The organism is Halomonas colorata (assembly GCF_014897985.1).
GTDB lineage: Bacteria > Pseudomonadota > Gammaproteobacteria > Pseudomonadales > Halomonadaceae > Vreelandella > Vreelandella colorata.
Map to the genome: position 1 here is coordinate 22508 of NZ_JABUZA010000031.1, position 24320 is coordinate 46827.

Here is a 24320-nt window from a genome sequence, read left to right on the forward strand (position 1 = left end):
ACGTCGAACCTTCTCGAAACCAGGTGATGACTATGGCGCTTTATCAAACTCTCGATCGATTGACGCTTCTGCAACTCCTTTCTTCACGGCCAGCTATACTGAGATCAATGCTTAATATGGATTAAGACATCAAAGCGTTTCAATCGACCTGCAATGATCAATAAGAGGTGCGAGAGTCGTATTGACGCGGCCTCCGTCAACTCCAAAACTCAGATGATAATTTCCATTCGGCATCGCCAGTGAGCTTGTGAAGTTGGACGTTGGTCGGAGCCCGACAAAAGTGGTGTCGTCCGCTGCAATCCGCCCTCGGAAACGAGCGAAGGTGAAAGAATTACTATTAGCGATTTCACTTTCCAGATGCGCTGTCATAGGCCACTGACCATTCAGCCCATATGCGCCATAGGTTATATTGTAGATTGAATCTGGATCTAAATCGTTCGGTTGAGTGCTGGACAGGAACTGGCTTACCTCAAGCTCTCCGCTATCCGCACATGTCATTATCAACCGCACCATCCGGCCTGGATCACGGCCACCGGGCTTCCGGCCGAAATAGCTTGTGTCAAAAACCATGGCCGGCACATCTTCGATCAAAAGAAGGTTCAATTGTGCTGCAGACCGGTCAGAATTATTTGGCAAGCCGTAACGCAGCGAGAGCCGTGAATCATTCTTCTGAGCCGCATTCTCAATGAGTTCAACAGCCGCATCGAAATTTGTATAGATATATGCACTCTGGCTTGCCTCAGCATTATTCTCGTCGGAGCCAAACGTTCTCCTACTCTCGGGATTTACCCACACAGGTTCTACACCGCTGTTGAAGGCAATCATGTTCGCTTCGAGGTTTCTGCGCATCTCGGAATCGCACGTAAGCCTCTCGATCGCACCATCGACAAGCTCACGTGAATTTACCCCAGGTGTAATGTCCTCGGCTCGTTCCACGATTTGCTTGAAGGCTGCTGGAACGATGGCTTCGCGGGAGAAACTCCCGACCTGGCGCGATCCGGTTTCCACCCCGCCCACCCGCGTCGTCTCAATCTCGACGTAATTTCGGGTAACAGTGACAAGCGGATCTCCGCATGAGCCAAGCGTCTGCACCCTACGAATGATATAGGACGTAATAAGCGCACTCATCGGGCTGAAATTCGCACTGTTCTGGAAGCCCCATTCATACAACTCGGCGACTGGATTGTATCCTGCAGGCCCTAGCGCTCTAATCTGGCGTATAACCTCATCGGCAGGTTTGCGATGCTCACCACGCGCAGCGTGGAAGTCTCCTAATGCAAGGTAGGACAGCATTCGCCCACCATAATCGCCCCCCAGCGGAAAGAGCCCAGTGTCCGAACTGCTGACAATTTTCGTGGCTCTTATGCTATCTGGATCATAAGGAGAATTAAGCGTGACGTTTAAGCTTCGCGCTCCTGTGATTGTTTGAAAATACATTGATACGGTAGATTCGCCAGCGCTGGCAGACATTTGGGGCAAATTCTCAGACAACGCCGCGCGAAGAGTCTCTGTTAAGTCAGAATGACAACCTTCCCGAGCCAGCACCTCGGCGAAGGCGGTTTGGTTTTCTGCATCGGTTGCAACGCGAATTTGATATATACGGCGAATGTCGAAGTCCTTAGTCGGGTCTTCGTCATACTCCAGTATAACGACCGGAACCAGCGTCGAAGCGGCGAGGTAGAATTCATCCAAGTCGGTAGAGCGAAGCCGGATTTGCTCAGCCTCTCGAAGACCCAGTCGTTCACTTTCGCGCGTAAGCGTATATTCCGCCGAATCGTCGCCTATCTCCACGGGGCAGGACGCAGAGAATGCTCTATGAAAGGCAAGGTAGATGCCGATCTTATTGCTGGCCGAGTTGCCCGTCCTCGCATCACCTTGCAGTATACGGGTGAAATAACGAGCTTTATCATGAGGCAAATAGGGAAACTCCGAGCCATGCTCGGCTGGGGCTGATGCTTGCAGTTCAGCAGGCGGAGGTGCCTCGGTCTGGGCTACTTGGACCTCAATGGGATGATAGCCTCGGGTAGCCATGTACCTTAATGCATCTTCTCGGCTGTGCACCACTCGACCTAAGGAACTGATCCGATTAGCGTCTACCCTCGAGAGCGGTCCTGGCGTCAAACCGAACATAGCCTGCACGCAGGCTATGGCCTCGTCTGCATCGTTTAAATCGCCGTCGATCTTTGACACGTTACAACCCAACAGGAAAAGGCCAAACTCAAGATTGACGGTATCCCGTAAGGGGGGACGCAAACGGGCTGGTGTGCCATCGTCATTGAAGCACTGCAGTACTTTTTCTGTTTCCTGCGTCGCCACACTGCATGCAATACTTGCCGCTTGTGATAAGGAGGGAAGCCCCAACAGAGCACCCGTCATTAATCCGATAGTTGCGCCTGAACGCAAAAAAATCATTGTATGATTTTTCACTGCACATCTCCCAACGGAGTCCGAATAAAAAACAGTCGCTATCGATGACGCTGCGATTGGGGTCGTTGTCAGGTGAGTTCTTTTAAACCACTGCCGTTCTTTCCACCTCACGGCTGATATCTTAAAAGCTGGGATGGTCAACTTTAGTCAATATTGCCGCCATTCTTAGAATCATCAAGATCAATTCTCTCATCGGCTGCGATCATCATTTTGCCAATTGATGGTATTAGGCCGAGGGGCAGCGTCGATTCAGAAGCTGCTGGCGATACAGACCTCCTTTGGTTCTGTCTGAAAAATCGGCTCTCACACATCGCTCAATACAAAAAGGGTTTCCATACTCTGTGCAGATCAGGTCTCGTAGCGGCAGAGCATGACCTGCCATAGAGCCCGCAACGCGCTGTCGCAGTCGCGAGCTAGCTACCGGTTGATTAGTTCTTATTAGTGATGCCTGTACTGATCAAACAGGTTTTTCTGATCAAAATACAGTACCGCTTTGCCTCGAAAGGCGGTTACCCGAACGACAAAACAGCCATTGATCCGCACCACCACCGCTTTACCCGAAATCGATGGGTGCAGCTTATGATGCGGGATGCTGCGCATAAATGTGCAAGCACTATTCTGACAGTGACTAACCTTTGCAAATTGACCCTCGATTTCTGCTATTCCGGACGAACGGTAGTTTCATCCGGACGCACGGCAATTCCTGGTTATGCGGCCGACTCGTATGCTTAAGGCGTGTCCTTTAAATAGATATCGACAATGGTTCGCCGCCCTGACCGCTTCTAGCGTAGAAGAGCGATGGGCGCTTACCCGTATTTTATCGAAACAAGAGAACATTCTTGCAACGCTACACGACCACTCTTCTTGCTGCCGCGACTGTATCCTAGACCTTATAGCAGGCAGCGCGACGAACGGGTAAGAGACTGAAAAAGGATCAAAGCCATGACCGACTTTATTCTCAAGACGCTCAATGGCAGGACGCTAAGCCTCCCTGCCAAGATGATTACGACGCTACGCGCCGATATGTCCGGCCCGCTACTGCTGCCTGGCGATGAAGACTACGACACGGCCCGCAGTGTCTGGAATGCGATGGTCGATAAGCGGCCCGCTCTGATTGCATGTTGCGCCGACGCCAACGATGTCGCCGCGGCAGTTAACTTCGCACGCCAGACCGATGCGCTCATCTCCATCAAAGGCGGCGGACACAATATCGCGGGGAATGCGGTGACAGAAGGCGGCCTTATGTTTGATCTTTCCACAATGAACAACGTCGACGTGAACCCTGAGACGCACCGCGTCCAGGTGGGACCCGGCGCATCGCTGGCAGATCTCGATGCGGCGACTAGGCCCTACGGACTAGCGGTACCCGTTGGAATAAACTCGACGACCGGCATTGCAGGCCTCACTCTCGGCGGCGGCTTCGGTTGGCTGACGCGGGCTCATGGGCTCACCATCGATTGCCTCGTTGCAGCCGATGTCATCACCGCCGATGGCGCACGGCTGCGTGCTACAGCGGACGAGAACCCCGACCTATTCTGGGCGATCCGCGGTGGGGGCGGCAACTTCGGCATCATCACGCGTTTCGAGTTCCAGGCCAAGGCTGTCCGACCCAACCTGCTGTGTGGTTTACTCTTCTTACCGCTCATACGGGCACGGGAACTCTTCGCTCTCCAGCGGGAACTGATGGAAGGCGATACGGAGGAGTTGACGGCATGGGTGGTGGTGCGCAATGCACCCCCGATGCCTTTCCTGCCCGAGGAATCGCACGGCACCAGTATCGCGATGATGGCGTTTTGCTATTCAGGCGACCCCGAAGATGGAGAGGCCTTAATCGCGCCGCTCAGAGCGATCAACAACCCGCTCGCGTTTCTGGCTGGCATTCAGCCTTTTGCCGAGTTTCAGCAGATATTCGATCCGCTCCTGATCCCCGGCGCACGCAACTATTGGAAGTCCCACGACTTGCTCAATCTACCCGACACCGCAGTCGAAGCGCTTATCGAGGCCGTCGATCGCTTACCCGATGCGGAAACGGAGATTTTTGTCGCTCATGTGGGCGGGGCAATGTCTCGCATCGCTCCGCATGAGACCGCCTTCATTCAGCGCCGACCCCATTACGTAGTTAATATTCACACTCGCTGGCAAGATCCAACAAAGGACGACGCAGCCCGGCATTGGGCGCGTGGGCTTTTCGAGGCTCTTTCTCCTTACTCAGCGGGCGTCTACGTCAACTTCATGCCAGCCGAAGAAAGTGCCCGTGTGGCTGAAGCTTACGGCGCAAACTATGCACGGCTCACAGCAGTCAAGGCCTGCTACGACCCCGAGAACCGGTTCCGCCTCAACCAAAATATCTTACCCAACGCCGAGATACAGCTGGCCGGGTGATGGTCATAATATACCTCTAGGGTAGCCTCGACATGTGTTCTGGACAGAACAAAACGGCGGAGCTTGAAGCTTCGCTGGCTTAGCACTGACTGCCCAACCAATGGTGCGCCTGTTGGCGTTTGCACGGTAGGTCAGACCGTTCTTGCCACGCAAACATCTGAGCCAGTTAGCGATGCCGCGCGTTCTGCCGCCAGTGCGATGGTGAGAGGCCTGTCATCCGCTTGAAAGCACGGCTGAACGAGGCCTCGGATTCATAACCGATCGCGTCCGTAATCTGGGCGAGCGTTGCCGTACCGGCACAAAGCAGACTAGCCGCTCGCTGCATCCGCCAACTCGTGAGATAGGCCATGGGCGGTATGCCCAGAAGTGCGGTGAATCGCTCAGAAAGAATGGTGCGCGACATTCCCGCCTCACGCGCAAGCTCTGCAACCGTCCAGGGGTGAGCACAATCGCGATGCAACAAGCGTAATGCGCGGCCTACCGCCGGATCGCGCAGACCCGCGAGCCAACCATCCGCATCCAAAGGCATGGAAGCCGCGTACCTCCGAATCACCTCTATAAAAATGAGCTCGCTCAGCTTTACCAGAATCCCATCGCTGCCAGCGTCGGTTGCTTGCGTCTCGCGCACTGCAGCGCCGATCAAATGCCCAAGGAATCCCTCGCCGCTGCCATAGCCATCCGGGACATGAATGACCCGGGGAAGTGCCGAGATCAGCGGATTGAAAGGCGCCACATCACAGCCAAGGAAACCACACAAGAGCCGAGTGGTACCAACTTCACCGCCCCGTAAGTCAATGTGGAACGGCAGTGAGCGCCCGCGTGCGATTTCGTCGAATGCAGCAAAGTTCGGCTCAGCATCAAGGCCCGGATCACTGGCAAGCACATGGGTGTCGCCTTGTGGAAATACCACCACGCTTCCTGCACCCAGTTTAATCGGCTGGCTATCAGGATTAGTCAGCCTAGTCCAGCAGCTACCTTCGACAATGACGTGGTAGTCGATCACATGCTGTGCGCCAGATACCACTGTTTGCGCAATTTTTTCTTTGGGCGGTGCGGCAGCCACCCAGGGCGCTGCCGCGTCCACCTCGAAGAACACCGCGCCGGATAGGCGAACGCTGCACAGCATTTCGGAAAGAAAGTCGTTATCGATCATATCCTTACCTCACTCGCACCGCGGGTCGAAGGGCAGACGACCTGACAGAAGATGATACGACGGAATAGCGTCCTAACGTCATATGATTTACCTCATCCATATGCATCAGGATTATCCAAAGCCGCTCATCTTGTCTGTAATACGATTCGCTCGGGTTTGTAGCGCCCATTGCATGCTCGACTTCGTCGCGCCATGCGGTTCTCGCCAACTATTTAGGCAGTGCGCAAAAAAACTGATTGTTTTATTTCTTTATGTCCACAACAATAGACATATGGAAATAAAAAACGTTACCGCCAGTTTCAGCGCCCTTTCTCAGGAAACGCGTCTCGAAGCCTTCAGGCTTCTGGTACGCCACGAGCCCGAAGGCTTGCCTGCTGGGGAAATCGCACGTCAGTTAGCTGTGCCCCATAACACGATGTCGACGCATCTTTCAGTGCTTGCACGAGCGGGATGGGTCAATTCTCATCGGCAGAGTCGCTCGATTATTTATCGCGCCAATCTAGAACATATGCAGCAAACCCTCAGCTTTTTGATTCGCGATTGTTGTGCAGGCCACCCCGAGTTTTGCGAGCCGCTGTTCACGGCCTTCACTGACTGCTCTCTTAATACAGAGAAGGAATAACCCTTTTGAAAACGATGATTTACCACAACCCTGCCTGCGGCACCTCGCGCAATACGCTAGCCATCATCGAAGCGTCCGGTGAGGCACCCCAAGTGATCGAATACCTGAAGACACCCCCTAGCCGCGAGCGGCTGGTGGAGCTGCTTTCAATGATGGCAATTACTCCAAGAGAGCTACTGCGCCGCAAGGGCACGCCCTTTGAAGAGCTCAATCTCGATGATCCAGCGTTAAGCGATGATCAACTGATAGACGCCATGATCGCGCACCCTATCCTGATCAATCGCCCCATTGTGGTAACAGCAAAAGGCGCACGCCTGTGCCGCCCTTCTGAGCGTGTATTCGAGTTATTGGCCAACCCGGTAACCACGTTTACCAAAGAAGATGGCGATGTCGTGCATTTCAAGGGCAGTCAGTAATGAGTCACATAGTCAGTTTCGACGATCTCCCCAATATCGATCCGCAAAAGCTACAGCCGATTGATGTGAACTTACTAGCGGGGCCAGATGCGCCGCGTCATCCACCCAGAATTCTGGTGCTTTATGGTTCTCTGCGCGAACGCTCTTTTTCACGCTTGGCGTCCGAAGAAGCGGCGCGGTTGCTACGCTGGTTCGGTTGTGAGGTACGCACCTTTAACCCGTCAGGTTTACCGCTACCAGATGATTCAGAGGCCGATCACCCGAAGGTACGAGAGCTGCGTGACCTTGCCCAATGGTCTGAAGGTATGTTCTGGGTCAGCCCCGAACGCCATGGGGCGATGACGGGCATTATGAAAACGCAAATCGACTGGATACCGCTATCGCTGGGCGGTGTTCGCCCTACTCAGGGAAAAACGCTGGCGGTGATGGAAGTGTCTGGCGGAAGCCAAAGCTTTAACGCCGTCAACCAGATGCGAATCCTCGGGCGCTGGATGCGCATGATCACCATCCCCAACCAATCCTCTGTACCCAAAGCGTTTACCGAATTTGACGATGCTGGGCGCATGAAGCCCTCACCTCTCTATATGCGTATCGTCGATGTATGTGAAGAACTGGTGAAATTCACCTGGCTGACGCGAGACAGGTCCGCCTATCTTACCGACCGCTATTCAGAGCGTGTCGAGAGTGCTAAAGAACTCTCTCGCCGCGTTAACCAAAACACTCACTGACGTAAGGTCCTTTCATGTTGGCACTGGCCATTTTTGTCGTCACCCTGGTGCTGGTGATCTGGCAGCCTAAAGGTTTGGGTATCGGGTGGAGCGCGCTGGGCGGCGCTTTAGTGGCACTGCTCATGGGCGTGGTGCATTTGACTGATATCGTTGTGGTGTGGGATATCGTCTGGGATGCCACGTTTACGTTTGTTGCCCTGATCATTATTTCGCTGATTTTAGACGAAGCGGGGTTCTTCGCCTGGGCAGCGCTGCATGTGGCGCGCTGGGGTAATGGGCGCGGACATCTGCTTTTCCCGCTGGTCGTGTTACTCGGCGCAATTATTGCCGCCTTCTTCGCGAATGACGGTGCCGCTCTACTGCTAACGCCCATTGTGATCGCTATTCTGCTGCGCCTAAACTTTGAGCCACCTGCGGCGCTGGCCTTCATCATCGCGACGGGGTTTATCGCCGATACCGCAAGCCTGCCCTTGGTGATCTCTAACCTCGTTAATATCGTCAGTGCCAACTACTTTGATATTGGCTTTGATCGCTATGCGGCGGTTATGGTGCCGGTGAACCTGGTTTCCATAACAGCTACGCTTGCCGTACTCTGGATAGCCTTTGGCCGCCGAATCCCTAAACACTACGCCGTCGAAAACCTCGACCCACCGCGCTCAGCTATAAAGGACCCACTAATCTTTCGAGTGGCGTTTCCGCTGCTGTCAACGCTTCTTATCGCCTACTTCGTGACCGCCCCGCTGGGCATTCCCATCGCATTTGTGACCGGAACGGCCGCCGTTCTACTAATGGCAATTGCCGGGCGCTGGTGGCAAGCAGGCCGTGGCGCCATCGTCTCCGTATCGGGTGCGCTACGCGGCGCCCCTTGGCAGATAGTGCTGTTCTCTATCGGCATGTATCTCGTCGTTTACGGGCTGGGTAATGCAGGGCTGACGAACTATGGCGCGATGGCGCTTGAATGGCTGGCTCAACAGGGCGACTTTATCGCCACGCTGGGTACCGGCTTCCTTTCCGCCATCGTCGCTTCTGTCATGAACAATATGCCCTCGACACTGGTTGGTGCGCTGGCGATTGATCAAGCGAACGTGCCTGCGGTAACGCAGGAGTTAATGGTCTACGCCAATGTAATTGGTAATGACCTAGGTCCCAAGTTCACCCCGATTGGCAGCCTCGCCACCCTGCTCTGGCTACACGTGCTAGCGGGCAAGGGATACAAAATTGGCTGGGGCCAGTATATGAAAATCGGCCTGCTGATTACGCCGCCGGTATTGCTGGCAACGCTGATTGCTTTGGCATTCTGGCTTCCTGCATTGTCAGCGGTATGAATGGAAATGAGATTGGTGACGGAAGTTAGACAACATTTCTTCCTAGCTTCCTGTATCGGTTATGGAACGGTCGTTTAGGCAGTTCTGTTGTAACTTAAAGGACTAACTTTTTAAAAGCTCAGAAAATGAGGGAGGCAGGAATTCATCAATATAGCTGTCATTAAATTCGACTAACCGCGCCAACGCTTCAGGGTCAGGCAGCATCACATGCTGGCGCTTTCGTATCACCAGCCCCTCTTCACGCAGCATCGAGAAAGTACGGCTTACGTGTACCGAACTCATTCCCAGTGCGTCGCTAATCAGCTCCTGAGTAAGCGGCATGAAGAAACTATTGTTCTCAACGGCCTTGATACGCTTGAGTCGCAGATAAATTTCATAGAGAAAGTGTGTCAATTGCTCGTAGGCCGAATACTTGCCGAGATAGATAAGCCGCTCGGAAAGTTGCGCCTGCTGACGCGTTGCTGTGGCCACGATACCAACGGCTAAGCTCGAACGCCCGAAGAGTTCAAAAAGCTGCTGATACGAGAATGGACAAATCACACCTTTATTAATCATTGCCACACTTGTCAGACGGCGAGTGAAGCCAAAATCGCGAATGCCGATGATATCGCCAGGCAGGTAGAAATTGAAGATCTGCTTCGAACCATTTTTCAAGTTACGATAAGAGTATGCCCAGCCCTCCTTGACCACGCAGAATTGATCAGTATCCTCCCTTTCCTGCCATAACACCTCGCTGGCTGACATGTACCTAGGGGTAAGCTCCAGGCCCAGCAATAGCGCTTTATTTTCATGAGACAGAGCGCCTTGGGTATTAAGGCCCCGCATCACTTCTGTATCAATGAGAGACACTCCGTTACCTCTTAGGCAAATGGTTTATTAGCGTTATTCTAAAACATTTGCTTACTTCACCAAGCTAACGTAGGTTATGAATTATATGTATTATCAATCGGTTGCAAAAAAATCACAGGGATGATTCAAACGCCTCGTTGCGCGGGACTGAAGTGTTAACCGATAGAGCGCACCGTTGTCATCACTGCGACATACGCTAAAGGACTCAAGAGCCTGCCCAGGCTGCCGATAAGTAATGTTATCGTCTATCGGAGTCTCCTGATGCTTAATCTGCGTCTAAAAAAAGAACCTGAAAACCAGCGTGGAGGGTTAGCGATGCTCCGCCAGTTGACTGCCCAGATGGACCGGGGAATGCTGTCCATCACATTGAACGCCGACTTCATTATCTCTTCTGTGAACCAGAGCTTTGCTGATGCCCTCGGTTACCAGCGAGAGCAGCTGCAAGGGCGGCCAATGTCGGAAATTGTGCCGACCTACGTCACCAAGCTGGCCTGTTTTCGAGATTTCAATCAAGCCATCGCAGCGCTCGCGCCAATTAACGACAACTATCGCTACTTACGTGCCGATGGCTCTCTTGTCTGGCTGAATATCGATTGGCTTCCGATACGAGGAATGAGCGGCAAGCTCTCTTACGTACAGGGTTATGGCCGCGATGTAACCACCAAGGTGGAAGGTGCAAAAGAGAGCGAGTCGTTCATTGCGGCGCTGCTCCGATCCACGGCCGTTATCCAGTTCAATCTTGATGGCACCATCATCACTGCAAACGAGCAGTTTCTTCAGGCCATGGGCTACCGGCTTGAACAAATAACCGGCCAGCACCACCGCCTATTTTGTACAAAGGAGGAGGTTGGCTCGCCCGAATACACGGCCTTCTGGGAAAAACTAAACAGCGGAGAGTATGTGGCGGATCGCTTCAAGCGGATCGACAGCCGCGGCTCTGAAGTGTGGCTGGAGGCCACCTATAATCCGGTCTACAACGCTGATGGCCACCTCTGTAAGGTCGTAAAGTTTGCCAGCGTCGTCACCGAGCAAGTGGCACGCGAAGCCCAGGTACGCGAAGGCGCAAACGTTGCTTTTGAGGTTTCGCAGCAAACGGACATAAGCGCCACCAAGGGCGCTACGGTGGTTCAGCAGACGGTCGACACCATGCAGCAGATAGCCTCGGAGATGGAGGCCGCTACCGAAAGCCTAGATGCGTTGAGCAAGCAATCACTACAGATTAATGCCATCGTACAAACCATCGGCGGTATTGCGGTGCAGACGAACCTGCTGGCCATAAACGCCGCTATCGAGGCCGCCAGAGCCGGTGAACAGGGGCGCGGCTTCGCCGTGGTTGCCGACGCAGTGCGAAAGTTGGCAGCCAGCACCAGTGCCGCCACCGTAGAGATTGTAAGCGTCGTCGAGAAAAACAAGGTGCTTTCAGATGACGTCAGGCGCCAGATGTTCAGCACCCGAGAAGAAGCCGAGCAAGGCCTGGAACTGGCAAGCCAAGCGGGCACCGTAATTGTCGAGATTCAGGAAGGTGCCAAACAGGTGGTAGACGCTGTACGGCGTTTTTCTAACGAATTGAAGTAGCGAAAACATCGCCAGCATTCCAAGCGCCACTCAATAATGTCTGCGGTGATAATCCGACGAACGTGCCCATCGTAACGCAGGAATTGATGTTCTACTCTAACGTCATCGGCAATGACCTGAGCCCCAAGTTCGCCCGATTGGCAGCCTTGCCACACTGCTCTGGCTACACGTGCTAGCTGGCAAGGCATACAAGATTGGCTGGGGCCAGTATATGAAAATCGGCCTGCTAATCACGCCGCCGGTGATATTGGCAACGCTGGTTGCTTTGACGCTTTGGTTACCGGTGTTATCGGCGGCATGAACTGCCTAGTGCTTTAAGTTCACCTACGTAGCCCACGATTTCGTCATCCAAGAACTCGACCTCAAGCGAACAAGCGTGCATGGTAGTTATTATTATCCACCGTCAGCGAACCAACAGGAGGTTACGCCAATGCCACACTATCTTACTAAACACCTCTGTAGGATGGGGCTATTATCGATCTTGGTATTGTCTCCCAATGCCTTCAGCCAACAGCAACCGGCCACGGCTGCCGGTAATAATGCCACCACCGAGTCGTTCCAGGATTGGGAGGTCCGTTGCCAGCGTAATGCCGAGGGTCAGACCCCCTGTGCGATGTCGCAATTGATTACTCGACCTAATAGCGACCAGCCTTTGATGCAGGTAATTCTCGACTATCCGCCCCAGATCGATGACCCGGTGATGAGCTTCTTCGTGCCGTTGGGGGTACGTCTAGCCGCGGGCTTGCAATTGAAAGTGGGTAACGGTGAGCCAATCCAGTTCCCCTATCAGGTCTGCCAGGAGCAAGGGTGCCGTGCTGACACCCCTATTGAACCATCGATGTTGCAGCAACTCCGCAGTGGTAATACGGCAACCCTCAGCATTATTGATCCACGCGGAGAGCGCATGGATCTAGATATTTCGCTGATCGGCTTTACCGACGCCAGCACCCGCATAGCTCGCTAATCTTAGCCCCCCGCCCGACACAGTCGGTTCTTAAGGGTTGGCAAGTCTATTCAGCCGCTGCCAGTAGGCTTACGTTTGCACCTGCTGGCATGTCGTCAAAGCACAAACTGCGCTCTACCACATAACATTTCGGTACGGTGGTCGGATTCTCAAACGATGCATAAGTGTTTGGCGAGCGCAATGCGCAGCACGTCGATACGGTGGTGGGCACTCGTTCAACTTGCTGTAAGCGATCATCTATCCGCTTATGCAAGCTGTTTGACCATAAGGCTCATCTGAAGCCGAAAGACATTTGGGATTGAATCCTCCCAGCAACCAGCTTTGCTCACTTTGGGTCGAAAGAGGGCATTAAGCACAGTACCTTACGGCCCTCGTCGTTGTACTTCGCCCTAATAAGCGCTACGGCTAAAACCCTCACTAACATTCACAAAATCGGCCTAGCCCTAACGCCAGCAGATAATACTAAGCATCGTCATTAGCAATTAGACGTCTCTCTGAACTCTCTCACTTCGCCTTCATTTCTGCATAGCAAACAAGCTAAGCTGATCGACAACACCGCTGCTGAGTACATACTCAATGACCTCACACTGGATTCTCGGCCCTGGCGCGATCGGCCGCCTGTTGGCCCATTCGCTCTCCCCTCTTGCTGACGTCACACTAGTCGGTCGCCGTGCGCTGCCTGCGCAGCAAACGATAACGACACCGGAAGGCGAGCCGCGTAGCCAGCACTTAAACGTGATAACCACTTCACAACTGTTAGCCAAGGCGCCAGCGCCGCCCGCTTGTGTGCATATCACCACCAAGGCGATGGCTGCTGAAGCGGCGTTGGAAAGCGTGGCGAGCATTTTTTCTACAACTACCCCACTGGTGCTATGGCAGAACGGTTTTTTGGCTCAGCCGAGGCTGACTGAGCTTTGGCCGGGGCCAGTGCTTTGTGCCACAACTACGGAGGGCGCTTATCTAACCGGTGATAAAAACTTGGTGCATGCGGGGCGTGGGCATACGTTTGTGGGGGATCTGGAGAATCGCCACGGTGCGTTGGCTCAGCAGATAGCCCATCAGCTTGCTCAAGCCGGGCTTGCGGCCACGGCGGTGGATGATATTCGCAGCCGCCTCTGGCAGAAGCTGGCGGTGAATGCGGCGATTAATCCATTGGTGGCTTTAAATGGAATTCGTAACGGTGAGCTGCGTGGCGCTGCTTACGCAGGCCGTGTTGAGGCGGTTGTTGAGGAGGTGGCGGCGATTATGTTGGCCGAAGGAGTTCAGGCGCCTAACGGTGACAGCGGTTTGGATGACTGGCTGGCGCTGGCTTGGGACGTTATTGAGAAGACGGCGAACAATAAGGCGTCGATGCTGCAAGATGTGGAGGCTAAGCGGCTTACCGAGCGCGAGGCGATTTTAGGACCGTTGATTGGGAGTGGTGAGCGGCATGAAGTAGGTTGTGAGGTTTTACGGGGGTTGAATCGTGAGTTGGCGGTGTTGGAGGCGGGGTTTTAGCCCGGTTCAGGGTTGTTGGGGCGGCTTCGCCGCCCTTTCGCGCCGGGCCGCCGCTGCGGGTGCCTCGTTTCTCGCTGCGCTCACTACTCGTTACCACGCGCTACAGGTTTGAAATTTCGCATATTTCAGGTTTTGTAGCGCGGTGTAAGCGTTAGCGCACCCGCGGAGGATGCGGCCACAGCGGTGAAACGGTTTAGACAACGCGAACCACCACATCGCGAGCAAGCATTTGAAACCATTGATTTTGTAGCGCGGTGTAAGCGTTAGCGCACCCGCGGAGGATACGGCTATAAAGATGAAGCGGTTTAGGTAACTGGGATCATTACTACATCACGAAATACAGGCCGCTCAGTTAGCTGTTGGTACCAACGCTCCAGGTTAGGGCGCGGCTGCCAGGTCAGGCCTATATTCCATAAATTGTAGATAAACGGCGCGACGGCGATATCACCCAGGCCAAACTCCTCGCCGGAGAACCATGCCTGCTTGGCGAGTACGTTATCCAGCAGTTCAAATAGTTTTTCGCAGTTCTGCATGCCCACTTCGATCTTGGCGTTATCACGCTGCTCGGGCGGTGTTCTTACATAGCCCATCAAAATCACCCGGTGGGCGGGCGAAAGCGTGTTGCTTGACCAGTCCATCCATTTTTCTGCCTGGGCGCGTTTTGCCGGGTCTTCTACCCAGAGCTTGTCTTGGCCATATTGCGCGGCCAGATAGCGAATGATGGTATTGGATTCCCAAAGCACGCTGTCAGTGGTGTCGTCTTTTAATACCGGCACCAGCCCGTTAGGGTTCATTGCCAGGTATTCCGGGGTGTTATTGACCCCGTGTTGAAGGCCCGCCTGAATTTGCTCGAAAGGTACTTCCAGCTCTTCAAGCACCCATATGACTTTTTTAACGTTGGTCGAGTTATTGCGACCCCACAGCGTGATCATAACGTTCCTTATTGGTTGGTTTTTTTAAGAGTTTACCCGATCACGCCGTGAGATAAAGGTGGTTTAGGTGTGGGGCGACTTCGTCGCCCTTTCGCGCCGGGCCGCCACTGCGGGTGCCTCATTTGCTCGAGCCTCGCAAGATTCGTTACCACGCGCTACAACATCTTTCGCCCCACACCCTTCACCCTTCACCTTTCTTATCCTGATAAAACTGCATCAGGCTGGAGAAGTCGAGTTTGCCGTTGCCGTCGGCTTTATGAAGCGTAAACAGCGCCCGTGCGGCAGAGCCCATGGGCACGGGGGCGGCGCTTTGCTGGCTGACATCCATGGCAAGCCCCAGGTCTTTGATCATCAGGTCTACCTGAAAGCCCCCTTGATAGCCTTTTGACGCGGGGGCGTTTTCCATTACCCCAGGGTATGGGTTGTAAACGTTTAGCGCCCAGTTACCGCCCGAGCTTTGCTTCATGATTTCAGACAGCACCGCGGGGTCTAAACCGTTTTTAACCCCCATATTGATCGCTTCACAGGTGCCCGCCATCAATACTGATAGCAGCATGTTGTTGCACGCCTTAGCCACCTGCCCCGCACCGTGGTCGCCCGCGTGGAAGATATTTTTGCCCATTGCATCGAGTACGGGCTTGGCCTTCGCGAACTGGGCGTCGCTGCCGCCTACAATAAAGGTCAGCGTGCCTGCCTGGGCACCGCCTACTCCACCGGACACCGGCGCATCCACAAAACTGATGCCGCGCTTCTCACCGATATCGGCAACGTTGCGCGCCGTATCGGCATCAATGGTCGAGCAGTCAATAATCAGCGCGCTCTGTTGGACGACGTCAAACAGCGGCACATCCCCATCAACGTACAGCGCTTTTACATGCTTGCCGGCAGGCAGCATGGAAATAATAAAATCTGCCTCGGCGGAGGCTTCACGGGCCGAGCTTGCCACCTCGCAGCCTTGCGATTGGGCTGTTTCCAAAGCGGCTTCTGACAGGTCGAATGCACGCACGGTGTAACCGGCCTTGACCAGGTTGGCCGCCATGGGGCCGCCCATATTGCCTAAACCGATAAATGCCACGATAGCCATAATATTGTCCTTATTGTTGGTTGTTAACGCTCAAGAACGTCTGCTTTGTCTGGTTCACTTAAGATCAGCGAGCGGACTCTCCGGCCACGGCGAGGCTAGAAGCTCGTCGATAAAGCTGTCTTCCACCGCCGTTACATCGGCATAGGTCCAGGCGGGCTGGCCGTCTTTATCCACGAGCAAGGCACGTACGCCTTCCGGGAACTCGCGATGACGGCAGCACTGCACCGAAAGTGCGAGCTCTGACTGGAACACCTCGGCAAGCGACATATGTTTGGCGCGCTTTAGCTGCTCATCGATCAATTTAATGGAAACCGGGCTGCCGTGGGCCAAGGTCTTTTGCGCTTTGTTGAACCATTTATCGTCGCTTTCTACGGCAAGTAGCGCGGCGACCATCTGCTCAGCGGTGTCGTGATCCATCAGTTCGCGAATCAACGGGGCGAAATTACCCACCGGCGTATCCAGCTCCGCGAAATCGGCTTTAGAGGCTTGCTCGAGTTCGCGCAGAGTGCGGTTTACCACGCCGTGGGCATCGGTATTTTCCCCGGCACCCCAGGTTGCGTTCATAAGCTTTTGAATAAGCTCGTCGCGGTAATGGCTGGCGATACAGCGGTCGGCCAGGCCCAGGGTTAGCGCATCAGGGGCGTTAATCTGGCTGCCGGTCATAGCTAGAAACCGCCCGGCACCGCCCGGCAGACGGTTTAAAAACCAGCTGGCGCCTACATCGGGATACAGGCCAATGGTCACTTCGGGCATGGCTAAGCGGGAGGTTTCTGTGACCACACGGTGGCTGCTGGCGTTTAAAAGCCCCATGCCGCCGCCCATCACGATGCCATTACCCCAGCAAATAACCGGTTTTGAATAGGTGTGGAGCCGGTAATCCAGGCGATATTCCGTCTCGAAAAACCGCTCAGGGAAGTTGGGGTCGCCTTGGCCGGTAATGGCTTTATAAAGGCTGACCACATCGCCGCCCGCACAAAAGGCTTTCTCACCTGCGCTATCCAGCAGGATGGCGACAATACGCTCGTCGGCTTCCCAGGCGTCTATTTGGGGCAGGATGGCCTCAATCATGTCTAACGTTAGCGCATTCAGCGAGCGCTCGGCGTTAAGTTTGATTTCAGCGATCGCATGGCCATCGTCGGTAGAGTGCTCGGTAAACAGTACGCTACTCATTCAACCATCCTTGATAGGTAATCAGTGACTATCACTATAGTCCGGTAGATTTATAGTTCGGCGGCGTTATCGGCGAGCACTCGGCGCGAAATGATCAGGCGCATAATCTCGTTGGTGCCTTCCAGAATTCGATGTACCCGCGTGTCACGCACATAGCGCTCCATGGGGTACTCCTTGATATAACCGTTGCCGCCGTATAGCTGCAGCGCCTCATCGCAGACGTTAAAGCCCACATCAGTAGCAAAACGTTTCGCCATGGCGCAGTAAGTGGTGGCATCGGCGTGGCCGGCATCCAGTTTGGTCGCGGCCATTCTTACCAATTGGCGGGCGGCTACCAGCTCGGTGACCATATCGGCCAGGCGAAACTGCAGGGCCTGAAACTCTGCCAGACGCTTACCGAACTGCTTGCGCTCAAGCATATATTCGCGGGCCTTATTGATCGCCTGCTGCGCTGTGCCGATAGAGCAGGTAGCGATATTGATCCGCCCGCCATCCAGACCTTTCATGGCGATCTTGAAGCCATCACCTTCGCTACCCAGCAGGTGATTGGCGGGTACGCGGACGTCTTCAAAGGTAACCATTCGGGTAGGCTGGCTGTTCCAACCCATTTTGTCCTCTTTGCGCCCGTAGCTAATGCCTTGCGACTTGGCATCCACGGCAAACGCGGAAACGCCACCAGCGCCCTCACTGCCGGTACGCGCCATCACCACCAGAAAATCGGTGCTGCCCGCGCCGGAAATAAACATCTTGCTGCCATTGAGCACGTAGTGTTCGCCATCGCGCTTGGCCGTGGTTTTAAGCGAGGCCGCATCGGAACCCGCATTGGGCTCGGTTAAGCAGTAAGAGCCGAGCAGCTCGCCGGTCGCAAGCTTCGCCCCCCACTGCTCAACCACATCGGGCTGGCCGAAATCGGCAAGCATCCAGGTCACCATATTGTGGATGGTGAGATACGCCGTGGTAGAGGTACAGCCCATGGAAAGCTGCTCGAAGATAATGCTGGCATCCAGCCGGGAAAGACCCAGCCCGCCCACGCTTTCCGGCGCGTAAAGCGAGCAGAAGCCCAGCTCACCGGCCTTACGGATAACGTCTACGGGAAAAATAGCCTCGGCGTCCCATTGTGCAGCATGGGGCTCAAGCTCATTTTGGGCGAAGGCCCGCGCCATATCGGCAAAGGCTACCTGGTCTTCACTCAACTCAAAGTTCATGGCCAATCTCCGCTAATGTGTACACACATTAGATGTTGTCGTTGTAATTGACGTTTACGTTAACTTATCGCCTAAACCAGTGCTGCGCAACCATTTGGCGCCCACGACCTTCGGTGTAGAGCGACTCATTTACGCGTATAAAAAAGGCGCCTCGAAGGCGCCACATCCAAAGGCCTGTTCAACCAAAACAGCGCGGTTTTAAACAGCCTGAAGTTACTTGAAGTTTTTACGATACATATTGCCAAGCTCCCCTACGATACCGCTTCGAAAGCTTAGTACGCAGACCACAAAGATTAGCCCCAGCATCACGCTTACCCAGTTGCCCAGCGGCGACTGGGACAGAATATGCTGCAAGCTGACGACTAGCCCTGCGCCCATGATCGGCCCCAGCAACGTGCCTACCCCGCCTAACAGCGTCATCAGGATGACCTCGCCCGACATATGCCAGTGGGCATCGGTAAGGGACGCCAGCTGGAACACCACGGTTTTGGTTGAACCGGCAAGCCCCGCCAACGCCGCAGAGATAACAAACGCCACCAGCTTATAGGCATCCACGTTGTAACCCAGCGAAATGGCCCGCGGCTCGTTTTCACGAATGGCTTTCAGTACTTGGCCAAACGGCGAATGCACGGTGCGCTGGATAAGCGCGTAGCCGAGCAGGAAAACCGTAAACACGAAGTAGTACATCGCCAGATTGTTACTTAGGCTGATAAGCCCAAACAGATTGCCCCGCGGCACGCCGTGCAGTCCATCTTCCCCGCCGGTAAACGGTGCCTGGATAAACACAAAGAACATCAGCTGCGCCAACGCCAGCGTCACCATGGCAAAGTAGATGCCCTGGCGGCGAATAGACAACACGCCGAACAACACGCCTAGCAGCGTGGCCGAAAGCGTACCGGCAATAATTCCAAGCTCAGGGGTAAGCCCCGGGTAGCTTGCCAGCAAATACCCCGTTACATAGCCGCCGGTGGCCAAAAACGCAGCATGGCCAAAAGACAGCAATCCTGCGTAACCCAGCAGCAGGTTGAAGGCGCAGGCAAACAGCGCGAAGCAGAGTATCTTCATCAAGAACACGGGGTACGCTAGAAACGGTGCCACCAACCCCATCACGACCAGTGCAATATAGAAGAGCGTACGACGCTGATTGGCCCGGCGCTGGCGTTTTGCCACCACAGAAGGCGCTTTCAAAGTGTGAGATTCGGTCATGGCTATGCCTCCTTCCCGAACAGCCCAGCTGGGCGCAACATGAGCACTAAAATCATCACCAGGAAAATCACCGTATTGGCGGCTTCCGGATAGTAGACCTTGGTTAACCCTTCAATAATGCCCATCCCCAGCCCGGTGAGAATAGCGCCTAGTATCGACCCCATCCCGCCGATAACGACCACGGCAAACACCACAATCAAAAGGCTTGACCCCATGGTCGGCGAAACCGGATAAAGCGGTGCTGCCAGTACACCGGCAAACGCCGCCAGCCCTACGCCAAAGCCATAGGTAAGGGTGATCAACAGCGGTACGTTGACTCCGAATGCCTGCATCAGCTGCGAGTTCTCGGTTCCCGCGCGTAAATAGGCGCCTAGCCGGGTGCGCTCGATCATAAACCAGGTAAACAGGCACATGGCGAGTGCGGCCACCAGAACCCAGGCCCGATACGTAGGCAAGAACATAAAGCCCAGATTCAGCCCGCCCTGGAGTATTTCAGGCGTTGCATAGCGGGCACCTGAAACGCCAAAGAAGTTAACCAGCGTGCCCTCAAAAATAAGCGCCAACCCGAAGGTTAATAAAAGCCCATACAGGTGATCCAAATGGGCAATGCGGCGCAGTAGAAAACGCTCTACCAGCATGCCTAGCCCAGCAATCACCAGCGGCACTAAAATGAGCGCCAGCCAGTAGTTAATCCCCAGATAACGAAACCCCAAAAGGGCCGCAAATGCGCCCAGCATGTACTGCGCGCCGTGTGCAAAATTGACGATTTTTAAAAGGCCAAAAATGACGGCAAGCCCCAGGCTTAACAGCGCGTAAAACGCACCGTTGACCAGCCCCAGGGTGAGCTGCCCCATGAACACCGCCATGGGCACACCAAATATCATCGTCATAGCACGAATCTCCTCGCCGCGTTGGGCCGCCTTACCCGGCGACCCAAGCGGTAACGCTTAATAATGACTTAGCGCTTAACAATGCCCTGGCGCTGAATAATGACTAAGACGGAGCTTAGTTCTGTACCAGTTTGCACTGGCTTTCAGACAGCGGGCGGTAAGCTTCTTCGGCAGGAATGGTGCTGAGGATTTCGTAAAGATCCCACTCACCGGTGGACTCTTCCGGGGTTTTCACCTGCGCCAGGTACATATCGTGCACCATGCGGCCATCTTCACGAATACGACCGTTGCGGGCGAAGAAGTCATTGATGGGCTCTTCAGCCATCTGGGCACGTACGGTTTCAGGATCGTCGGTGCCCGCGGCTTCAATGGCTTGCAGGTAATGCATGGTGCTTGAATAGATACCCGCCTGTACCATGGTGGGCATGCGGCCAACTTCTTCGAAGTAGCGCTCGGACCATTCGCGTGCCTGGTCATCCATGTCCCAGTACCAGCCGGTGGTTAACAGCAGGTTTTGGGTGGCCTCAAGGCCTAGCGCATGCACGTCATTCAAGAATATCAGCAGGCCCGCAAGCTGCTGGCCGCTTTGCGTCAACCCAAACTGGCTCGCAGTGGTAATCGCGTTAACCGTATCCGCACCGGCGTTGGCCAGACCAACAATTTTGGCGCCAGAACCCTGGGCCTGGAGGATATAAGAAGAGAAGTCATTGGTTGGGAACGGATGGCGGACACCGCCAACAATTTCACCACCGCTAGCTTCCACTACGTTAGTGACATCGGCTTCAAGCGCATGGCCAAAGGCGTAATCAGCAGTGAGCAAAAACCAGCTATCACCGCCCTGCTCGACCACCGCTTTAGCGGTACCGTTGGCCAGCGGATAAGTATCATAAACCCAGTGGATATGGTTCGGTGTGCAGTGCTCGTTAGTAATACTTGAAGCCGCCGAACCGGATACAATGCCTAAGCCATCGTTCTCTTCAAGCACTTTGGTAACGGCGATCGAAACAGAAGAGGCCACCAGGCCCGCCACCATATCCACGTTGCGCTGATCGATCCATTCACGCACCGTGTTGGTACCTACGTCGGCGCTATTACGGTCGTCGGCGCTGAAGACCACAATGGGCGAGCCATTAACGCTGCCACCGAAATCTTCAATCGCCATCTCAAGCGCCGATAATCCACCGGGCCCGGCCAGATCGCGATAAGTACCCGACATATCGGCCAGATAGCCAATCCGCACCTCGCCGTCACTGATCTCGGCCTGCGCTGTCGACATTGCCATGCTGGAAGCAGCTGCTACGGCAATGCTGGCAACCAATGTTTTTTTCATTAACGTCATGTTCGTCTCCTGGCCCTTAAGCCTTTGTTGTTGTGTTGCGACGTAACCTGGTTATACCCCTAACATCGAATTGAGATGCTCGCGCCGCGCAGGTAGCTGTGCGGCGCTGATCTCTTCTACTATCTGGCCGTGATCCATCACAAAGTGGCGGTCGGCAAGCGGTGCGGCAAAGCGGAAATTCTGCTCGACCAGCACAATGGTCATCCCTTGGGCCTTGAGCAGCACCAACACCTCGCCCAGTTTTTGCACGATGACCGGCGCCAGCCCTTCGGTAATTTCATCCAGCAGCAAAAGGCGTGCGCCGGTACGTAAAATGCGTGCCATGGCCAGCATCTGCTGCTCGCCTCCGGAAAGCCGCGTTCCCTGGCTTTTACGCCGTTCATATAAATTGGGGAACATGGCGTAAATATCGTCCAAGCTCATACCGCCCGAACTGACCGTAGGCGGTAACAGCAGGTTTTCATGAACATCCAGGCTTGAGAAAATCCCCCGTTCCTCAGGGCAATAGCCAATACCCAGACGTGGAATATGGTGGGGCTTCATCGCCAGTGTTTCCTGGCCGTTGATGACGATAGAGCCCGTTCGCCGTCCTACCATGTTCATGATGGCCTTAAGCGTGGTGCTTCGCCCAGCGCCGTTGCGGCCTAACAGGGTGACAAGCTCGCCCTGCTTTACGTCAAAGTTCACCCCGTGAAGAATGTGCGATTCGCCATAAAAGGCGTGCAGGTCTTTTATCCTAAGCATTTCGCGCGGCTGAACGTGGGTGCTGGGCGCCGCGGCTTGCGTATCAACGGCTGCTGCATCGGCAATACTCATGCGCTGGCCCTCTCTTGTTCAGCGGCGTCGCTGCCCATATACGCCTCACGCACCAGCGGATTGCGCGACACGCTTTCATAGTCCCCTTCAGCCAGAACAGCGCCCCGGGCAAGCACCGTGATTTGATCACACAGGCGGCTCACCACGCTCAGGTTGTGCTCGACCATCAGGACCGTTCGCCCTTTGGAAACGCGTTTGATAAGCGCTACGATGCGGTCAACGTCTTCGGCCCCCATGCCTTGGGTTGGCTCATCCAACAGCATCATCACAGGGTCTAGCGCCAGCGTCGTCGCAACTTCCAGCGCCCGTTTGCGCCCATAAGGCATTTCAACCGTTAGCGTATCGGCATACTCGCGCAGCCCCACTTCTTCAAGCAGTGCCAAGGCACGCTCGTTAAGGTGATCTAGGGATTTTTCCGATTTCCAGAAGTGAAAGGATGTGCCGAGCTGGCGCTGAAGCGCAACGCGTACGTTCTCAAGCGCCGTCATATGGGCAAACACCGCGGAAATCTGAAATGAACGCACTAAACCAAGCCGGGCAATCTGGTTGGATTTAAGCGCGGTAATCGGCTTACCGTGATACAGAATTTCGCCCCGCGTGGGGGGAAGAAACTTGGTGAGTAAGTTAAAGACGGTGGTCTTACCGGCACCGTTAGGCCCGATCAGGGCATGAATATGGCCTTCCTGAACGCTGAGATTAACGTTATCCACCGCCGTAAAGCCACGGAACGCTTTTGTCAGCCCTCGCGTTTCGAGCACTGGCGCTTGGGAAGAACTTGTTGTCGAAGCACTTGTTGCCAAAGCACTTTGTGTAGAAGTACCGGTCGTGAAAGTACTGCTCTTGGAAGTACTGTTCTCGGAAGTACTGTTTGCGGAAGTACTGTCTGCACTCATAGAGCAATAAGCCTCTTGTTGTTCTTATGCTGAGCAATTCTCGTGCTGACGTTTCACCAGCTCCTTACCGCTTTAATGAGGTAGGTTCGTTATTATTGTTAGCTGGCAATGCATCTTTACCTTTACGTAAGGTTTAAGTGCAAACTAGCAATCTCTAGCAGGCAATTACAATTACAACTTTGGTCTACAAAAAATAACATTAAATGCTAATAAAACATTAAGTATTTATTTTACATAGAGTTAAACCAAACCATTAAACCATTGGCTTAGGCAATGACTTCTTTACGTTAACGTAAACTTGTTTTAGCCTCATCAGCAGTGTTCCATAGGAACAGCCCCTTTTGAAGAGAATTAACCCATGAGCAAAACCTACTCGATCAGCGAACTGGCCAGCGAGTTTGACGTCACCACCCGTAGCATTCGGTTTTACGAAGATCAGGAACTGCTTCACCCGGCACGGCGGGGCCAAACACGCATTTACAGCAGCAAGGATCGAGTACGGCTAAAGTTGACCCTACGGGGCAAACGGCTGGGGCTTTCACTGGCGGAGATCCGAGAATTATTTGAGCTTTGGGATGAGACCCGCAGCGGTAGTGAAAAACAGCTGCAGCTTATGTTGAACAAAATCGGCGAACGCCGGGCAGCGCTTGAACAGCAGATGAAAGATATCACCATGGTACAGCTGGAGCTTGAAAGTGCCGAGATTCGCTGCCGTCAGGCGCTTGAGGAGCTACACGAAAAACAATCCGATGAAGAACGCATTCAGGCTTCATCGTCTACTTAAGATTTCGTGGCGTCTCATTCCCTATCCAACAATGATTTTCAATAAGCAATTTCTCATAAACAA

General features: G+C 54.2%; 22 protein-coding genes. 10 read left to right on the forward strand and 12 right to left on the reverse strand.

What is annotated here, in order from left to right; genetic code table 11:
• Positions 1 to 129 precede the first annotated feature (129 nt).
• The gene (locus INT33_RS14680; protein ID WP_193092268.1) at positions 130 to 2427 is read right to left on the reverse strand and encodes a hypothetical protein; all 2298 of its coding nucleotides are present in this window, start codon (positions 2425 to 2427) and stop codon (positions 130 to 132) included.
• A gap of 942 nt (positions 2428 to 3369) precedes the next feature.
• On the opposite strand from INT33_RS14680, the gene INT33_RS14685 reads away from it, so the two are divergent.
• The gene (locus tag INT33_RS14685) at positions 3370 to 4809 is read left to right on the forward strand and encodes an FAD-binding oxidoreductase (protein WP_192538203.1); all 1440 of its coding nucleotides are present in this window, start codon (positions 3370 to 3372) and stop codon (positions 4807 to 4809) included.
• A gap of 166 nt (positions 4810 to 4975) precedes the next feature.
• On the opposite strand, the gene INT33_RS14690 is transcribed toward INT33_RS14685, so the two are convergent.
• Positions 4976 to 5962: an AraC family transcriptional regulator gene (locus INT33_RS14690; RefSeq protein WP_193092269.1), complete on the reverse strand. Its 987-nt coding sequence runs from the start codon at positions 5960 to 5962 to the stop codon at positions 4976 to 4978.
• A 172-nt stretch (positions 5963 to 6134) separates the two neighbouring features.
• Here INT33_RS14690 and INT33_RS14695 point away from each other — a divergent pair, with 172 nt between their 5' ends.
• The 4 genes from INT33_RS14695 to INT33_RS14710 are packed head-to-tail and all read left to right on the forward strand — an operon-like array spanning position 6135 to position 9053.
• The gene (locus INT33_RS14695) at positions 6135 to 6584 is read left to right on the forward strand and encodes an ArsR/SmtB family transcription factor (RefSeq protein ID WP_226940213.1); all 450 of its coding nucleotides are present in this window, start codon (positions 6135 to 6137) and stop codon (positions 6582 to 6584) included.
• Between the two features lie 5 nt (positions 6585 to 6589).
• Complete coding sequence (gene arsC / locus INT33_RS14700; RefSeq protein ID WP_193092270.1) at positions 6590 to 7000, forward strand: arsenate reductase (glutaredoxin); 411 nt, start codon at positions 6590 to 6592, stop codon at positions 6998 to 7000.
• Entirely contained in the window at positions 7000 to 7728 is a 729-nt protein-coding gene (arsH, locus tag INT33_RS14705) for an arsenical resistance protein ArsH (RefSeq protein WP_193092271.1), read from the forward strand. Before arsC ends, arsH begins: the two co-directional genes overlap by 1 nt.
• A gap of 14 nt (positions 7729 to 7742) precedes the next feature.
• A complete protein-coding gene (locus INT33_RS14710) occupies positions 7743 to 9053 on the forward strand; it encodes an arsenic transporter (RefSeq protein ID WP_193092272.1) in 1311 nt (436 codons plus the stop codon).
• A gap of 102 nt (positions 9054 to 9155) precedes the next feature.
• Here the strand turns inward: INT33_RS14710 and INT33_RS14715 are convergent, their stop codons facing one another.
• Positions 9156 to 9902, reverse strand: coding sequence for a Crp/Fnr family transcriptional regulator (locus tag INT33_RS14715; RefSeq protein ID WP_193092273.1), 747 nt, complete (start codon positions 9900 to 9902; stop codon positions 9156 to 9158).
• 261 nt (positions 9903 to 10163) lie between these two features.
• Between INT33_RS14715 and INT33_RS14720 the strand changes: the two genes are divergently transcribed.
• The 4 genes from INT33_RS14720 to INT33_RS14735 all read left to right on the forward strand — a co-directional run bounded on the left by INT33_RS14720 (position 10164) and on the right by INT33_RS14735 (position 13938).
• Entirely contained in the window at positions 10164 to 11477 is a 1314-nt protein-coding gene (locus INT33_RS14720) for a methyl-accepting chemotaxis protein (RefSeq protein ID WP_193092274.1), read from the forward strand.
• A 169-nt stretch (positions 11478 to 11646) separates the two neighbouring features.
• The gene (locus INT33_RS21185; protein ID WP_319643934.1) at positions 11647 to 11778 is read left to right on the forward strand and encodes an ArsB/NhaD family transporter; all 132 of its coding nucleotides are present in this window, start codon (positions 11647 to 11649) and stop codon (positions 11776 to 11778) included.
• 129 nt (positions 11779 to 11907) lie between these two features.
• A complete protein-coding gene (locus INT33_RS14730; RefSeq protein WP_192538196.1) occupies positions 11908 to 12441 on the forward strand; it encodes an invasion associated locus B family protein in 534 nt (177 codons plus the stop codon).
• Positions 12442 to 13017: 576 nt separating this feature from the next.
• Complete coding sequence (locus tag INT33_RS14735; protein WP_193092275.1) at positions 13018 to 13938, forward strand: ketopantoate reductase family protein; 921 nt, start codon at positions 13018 to 13020, stop codon at positions 13936 to 13938.
• A gap of 305 nt (positions 13939 to 14243) precedes the next feature.
• Here the strand turns inward: INT33_RS14735 and INT33_RS14740 are convergent, their stop codons facing one another.
• The 9 genes from INT33_RS14740 to INT33_RS14780 all read right to left on the reverse strand — a co-directional run bounded on the left by INT33_RS14740 (position 14244) and on the right by INT33_RS14780 (position 23338).
• Positions 14244 to 14870 (reverse strand): glutathione S-transferase family protein, encoded by a 627-nt coding sequence (locus tag INT33_RS14740; protein WP_193092276.1) that lies wholly within the window; start codon positions 14868 to 14870, stop codon positions 14244 to 14246.
• A 181-nt stretch (positions 14871 to 15051) separates the two neighbouring features.
• Complete coding sequence (mmsB, locus tag INT33_RS14745) at positions 15052 to 15954, reverse strand: 3-hydroxyisobutyrate dehydrogenase (protein ID WP_193092277.1); 903 nt, start codon at positions 15952 to 15954, stop codon at positions 15052 to 15054.
• 54 nt (positions 15955 to 16008) lie between these two features.
• A complete protein-coding gene (locus INT33_RS14750; protein WP_193092278.1) occupies positions 16009 to 17124 on the reverse strand; it encodes an enoyl-CoA hydratase/isomerase family protein in 1116 nt (371 codons plus the stop codon).
• A gap of 50 nt (positions 17125 to 17174) precedes the next feature.
• Positions 17175 to 18329, reverse strand: a complete 1155-nt coding sequence (locus INT33_RS14755) for an acyl-CoA dehydrogenase family protein (RefSeq protein WP_192538191.1) — start codon at positions 18327 to 18329, stop codon at positions 17175 to 17177.
• A 213-nt stretch (positions 18330 to 18542) separates the two neighbouring features.
• Positions 18543 to 19535, reverse strand: coding sequence for a branched-chain amino acid ABC transporter permease (locus INT33_RS14760; protein ID WP_193092279.1), 993 nt, complete (start codon positions 19533 to 19535; stop codon positions 18543 to 18545).
• A 2-nt stretch (positions 19536 to 19537) separates the two neighbouring features.
• The gene (locus tag INT33_RS14765) at positions 19538 to 20425 is read right to left on the reverse strand and encodes a branched-chain amino acid ABC transporter permease (RefSeq protein ID WP_192538189.1); all 888 of its coding nucleotides are present in this window, start codon (positions 20423 to 20425) and stop codon (positions 19538 to 19540) included.
• Between the two features lie 115 nt (positions 20426 to 20540).
• Positions 20541 to 21764 (reverse strand): ABC transporter substrate-binding protein, encoded by a 1224-nt coding sequence (locus INT33_RS14770; protein WP_193092280.1) that lies wholly within the window; start codon positions 21762 to 21764, stop codon positions 20541 to 20543.
• A 51-nt stretch (positions 21765 to 21815) separates the two neighbouring features.
• On the reverse strand, positions 21816 to 22580 hold the full coding sequence (locus INT33_RS14775; RefSeq protein ID WP_407648096.1) for an ABC transporter ATP-binding protein: 765 nt from the start codon (positions 22578 to 22580) through the stop codon (positions 21816 to 21818).
• Positions 22577 to 23338 (reverse strand): ABC transporter ATP-binding protein, encoded by a 762-nt coding sequence (locus tag INT33_RS14780; RefSeq protein WP_192538232.1) that lies wholly within the window; start codon positions 23336 to 23338, stop codon positions 22577 to 22579. The genes INT33_RS14775 and INT33_RS14780 overlap by 4 nt, the downstream gene beginning before the upstream one ends.
• Before the next feature lie 493 nt (positions 23339 to 23831).
• Here INT33_RS14780 and INT33_RS14785 point away from each other — a divergent pair, with 493 nt between their 5' ends.
• Positions 23832 to 24257, forward strand: a complete 426-nt coding sequence (locus tag INT33_RS14785; RefSeq protein ID WP_192538187.1) for a MerR family transcriptional regulator — start codon at positions 23832 to 23834, stop codon at positions 24255 to 24257.
• Positions 24258 to 24320: the final 63 nt, after the last annotated feature.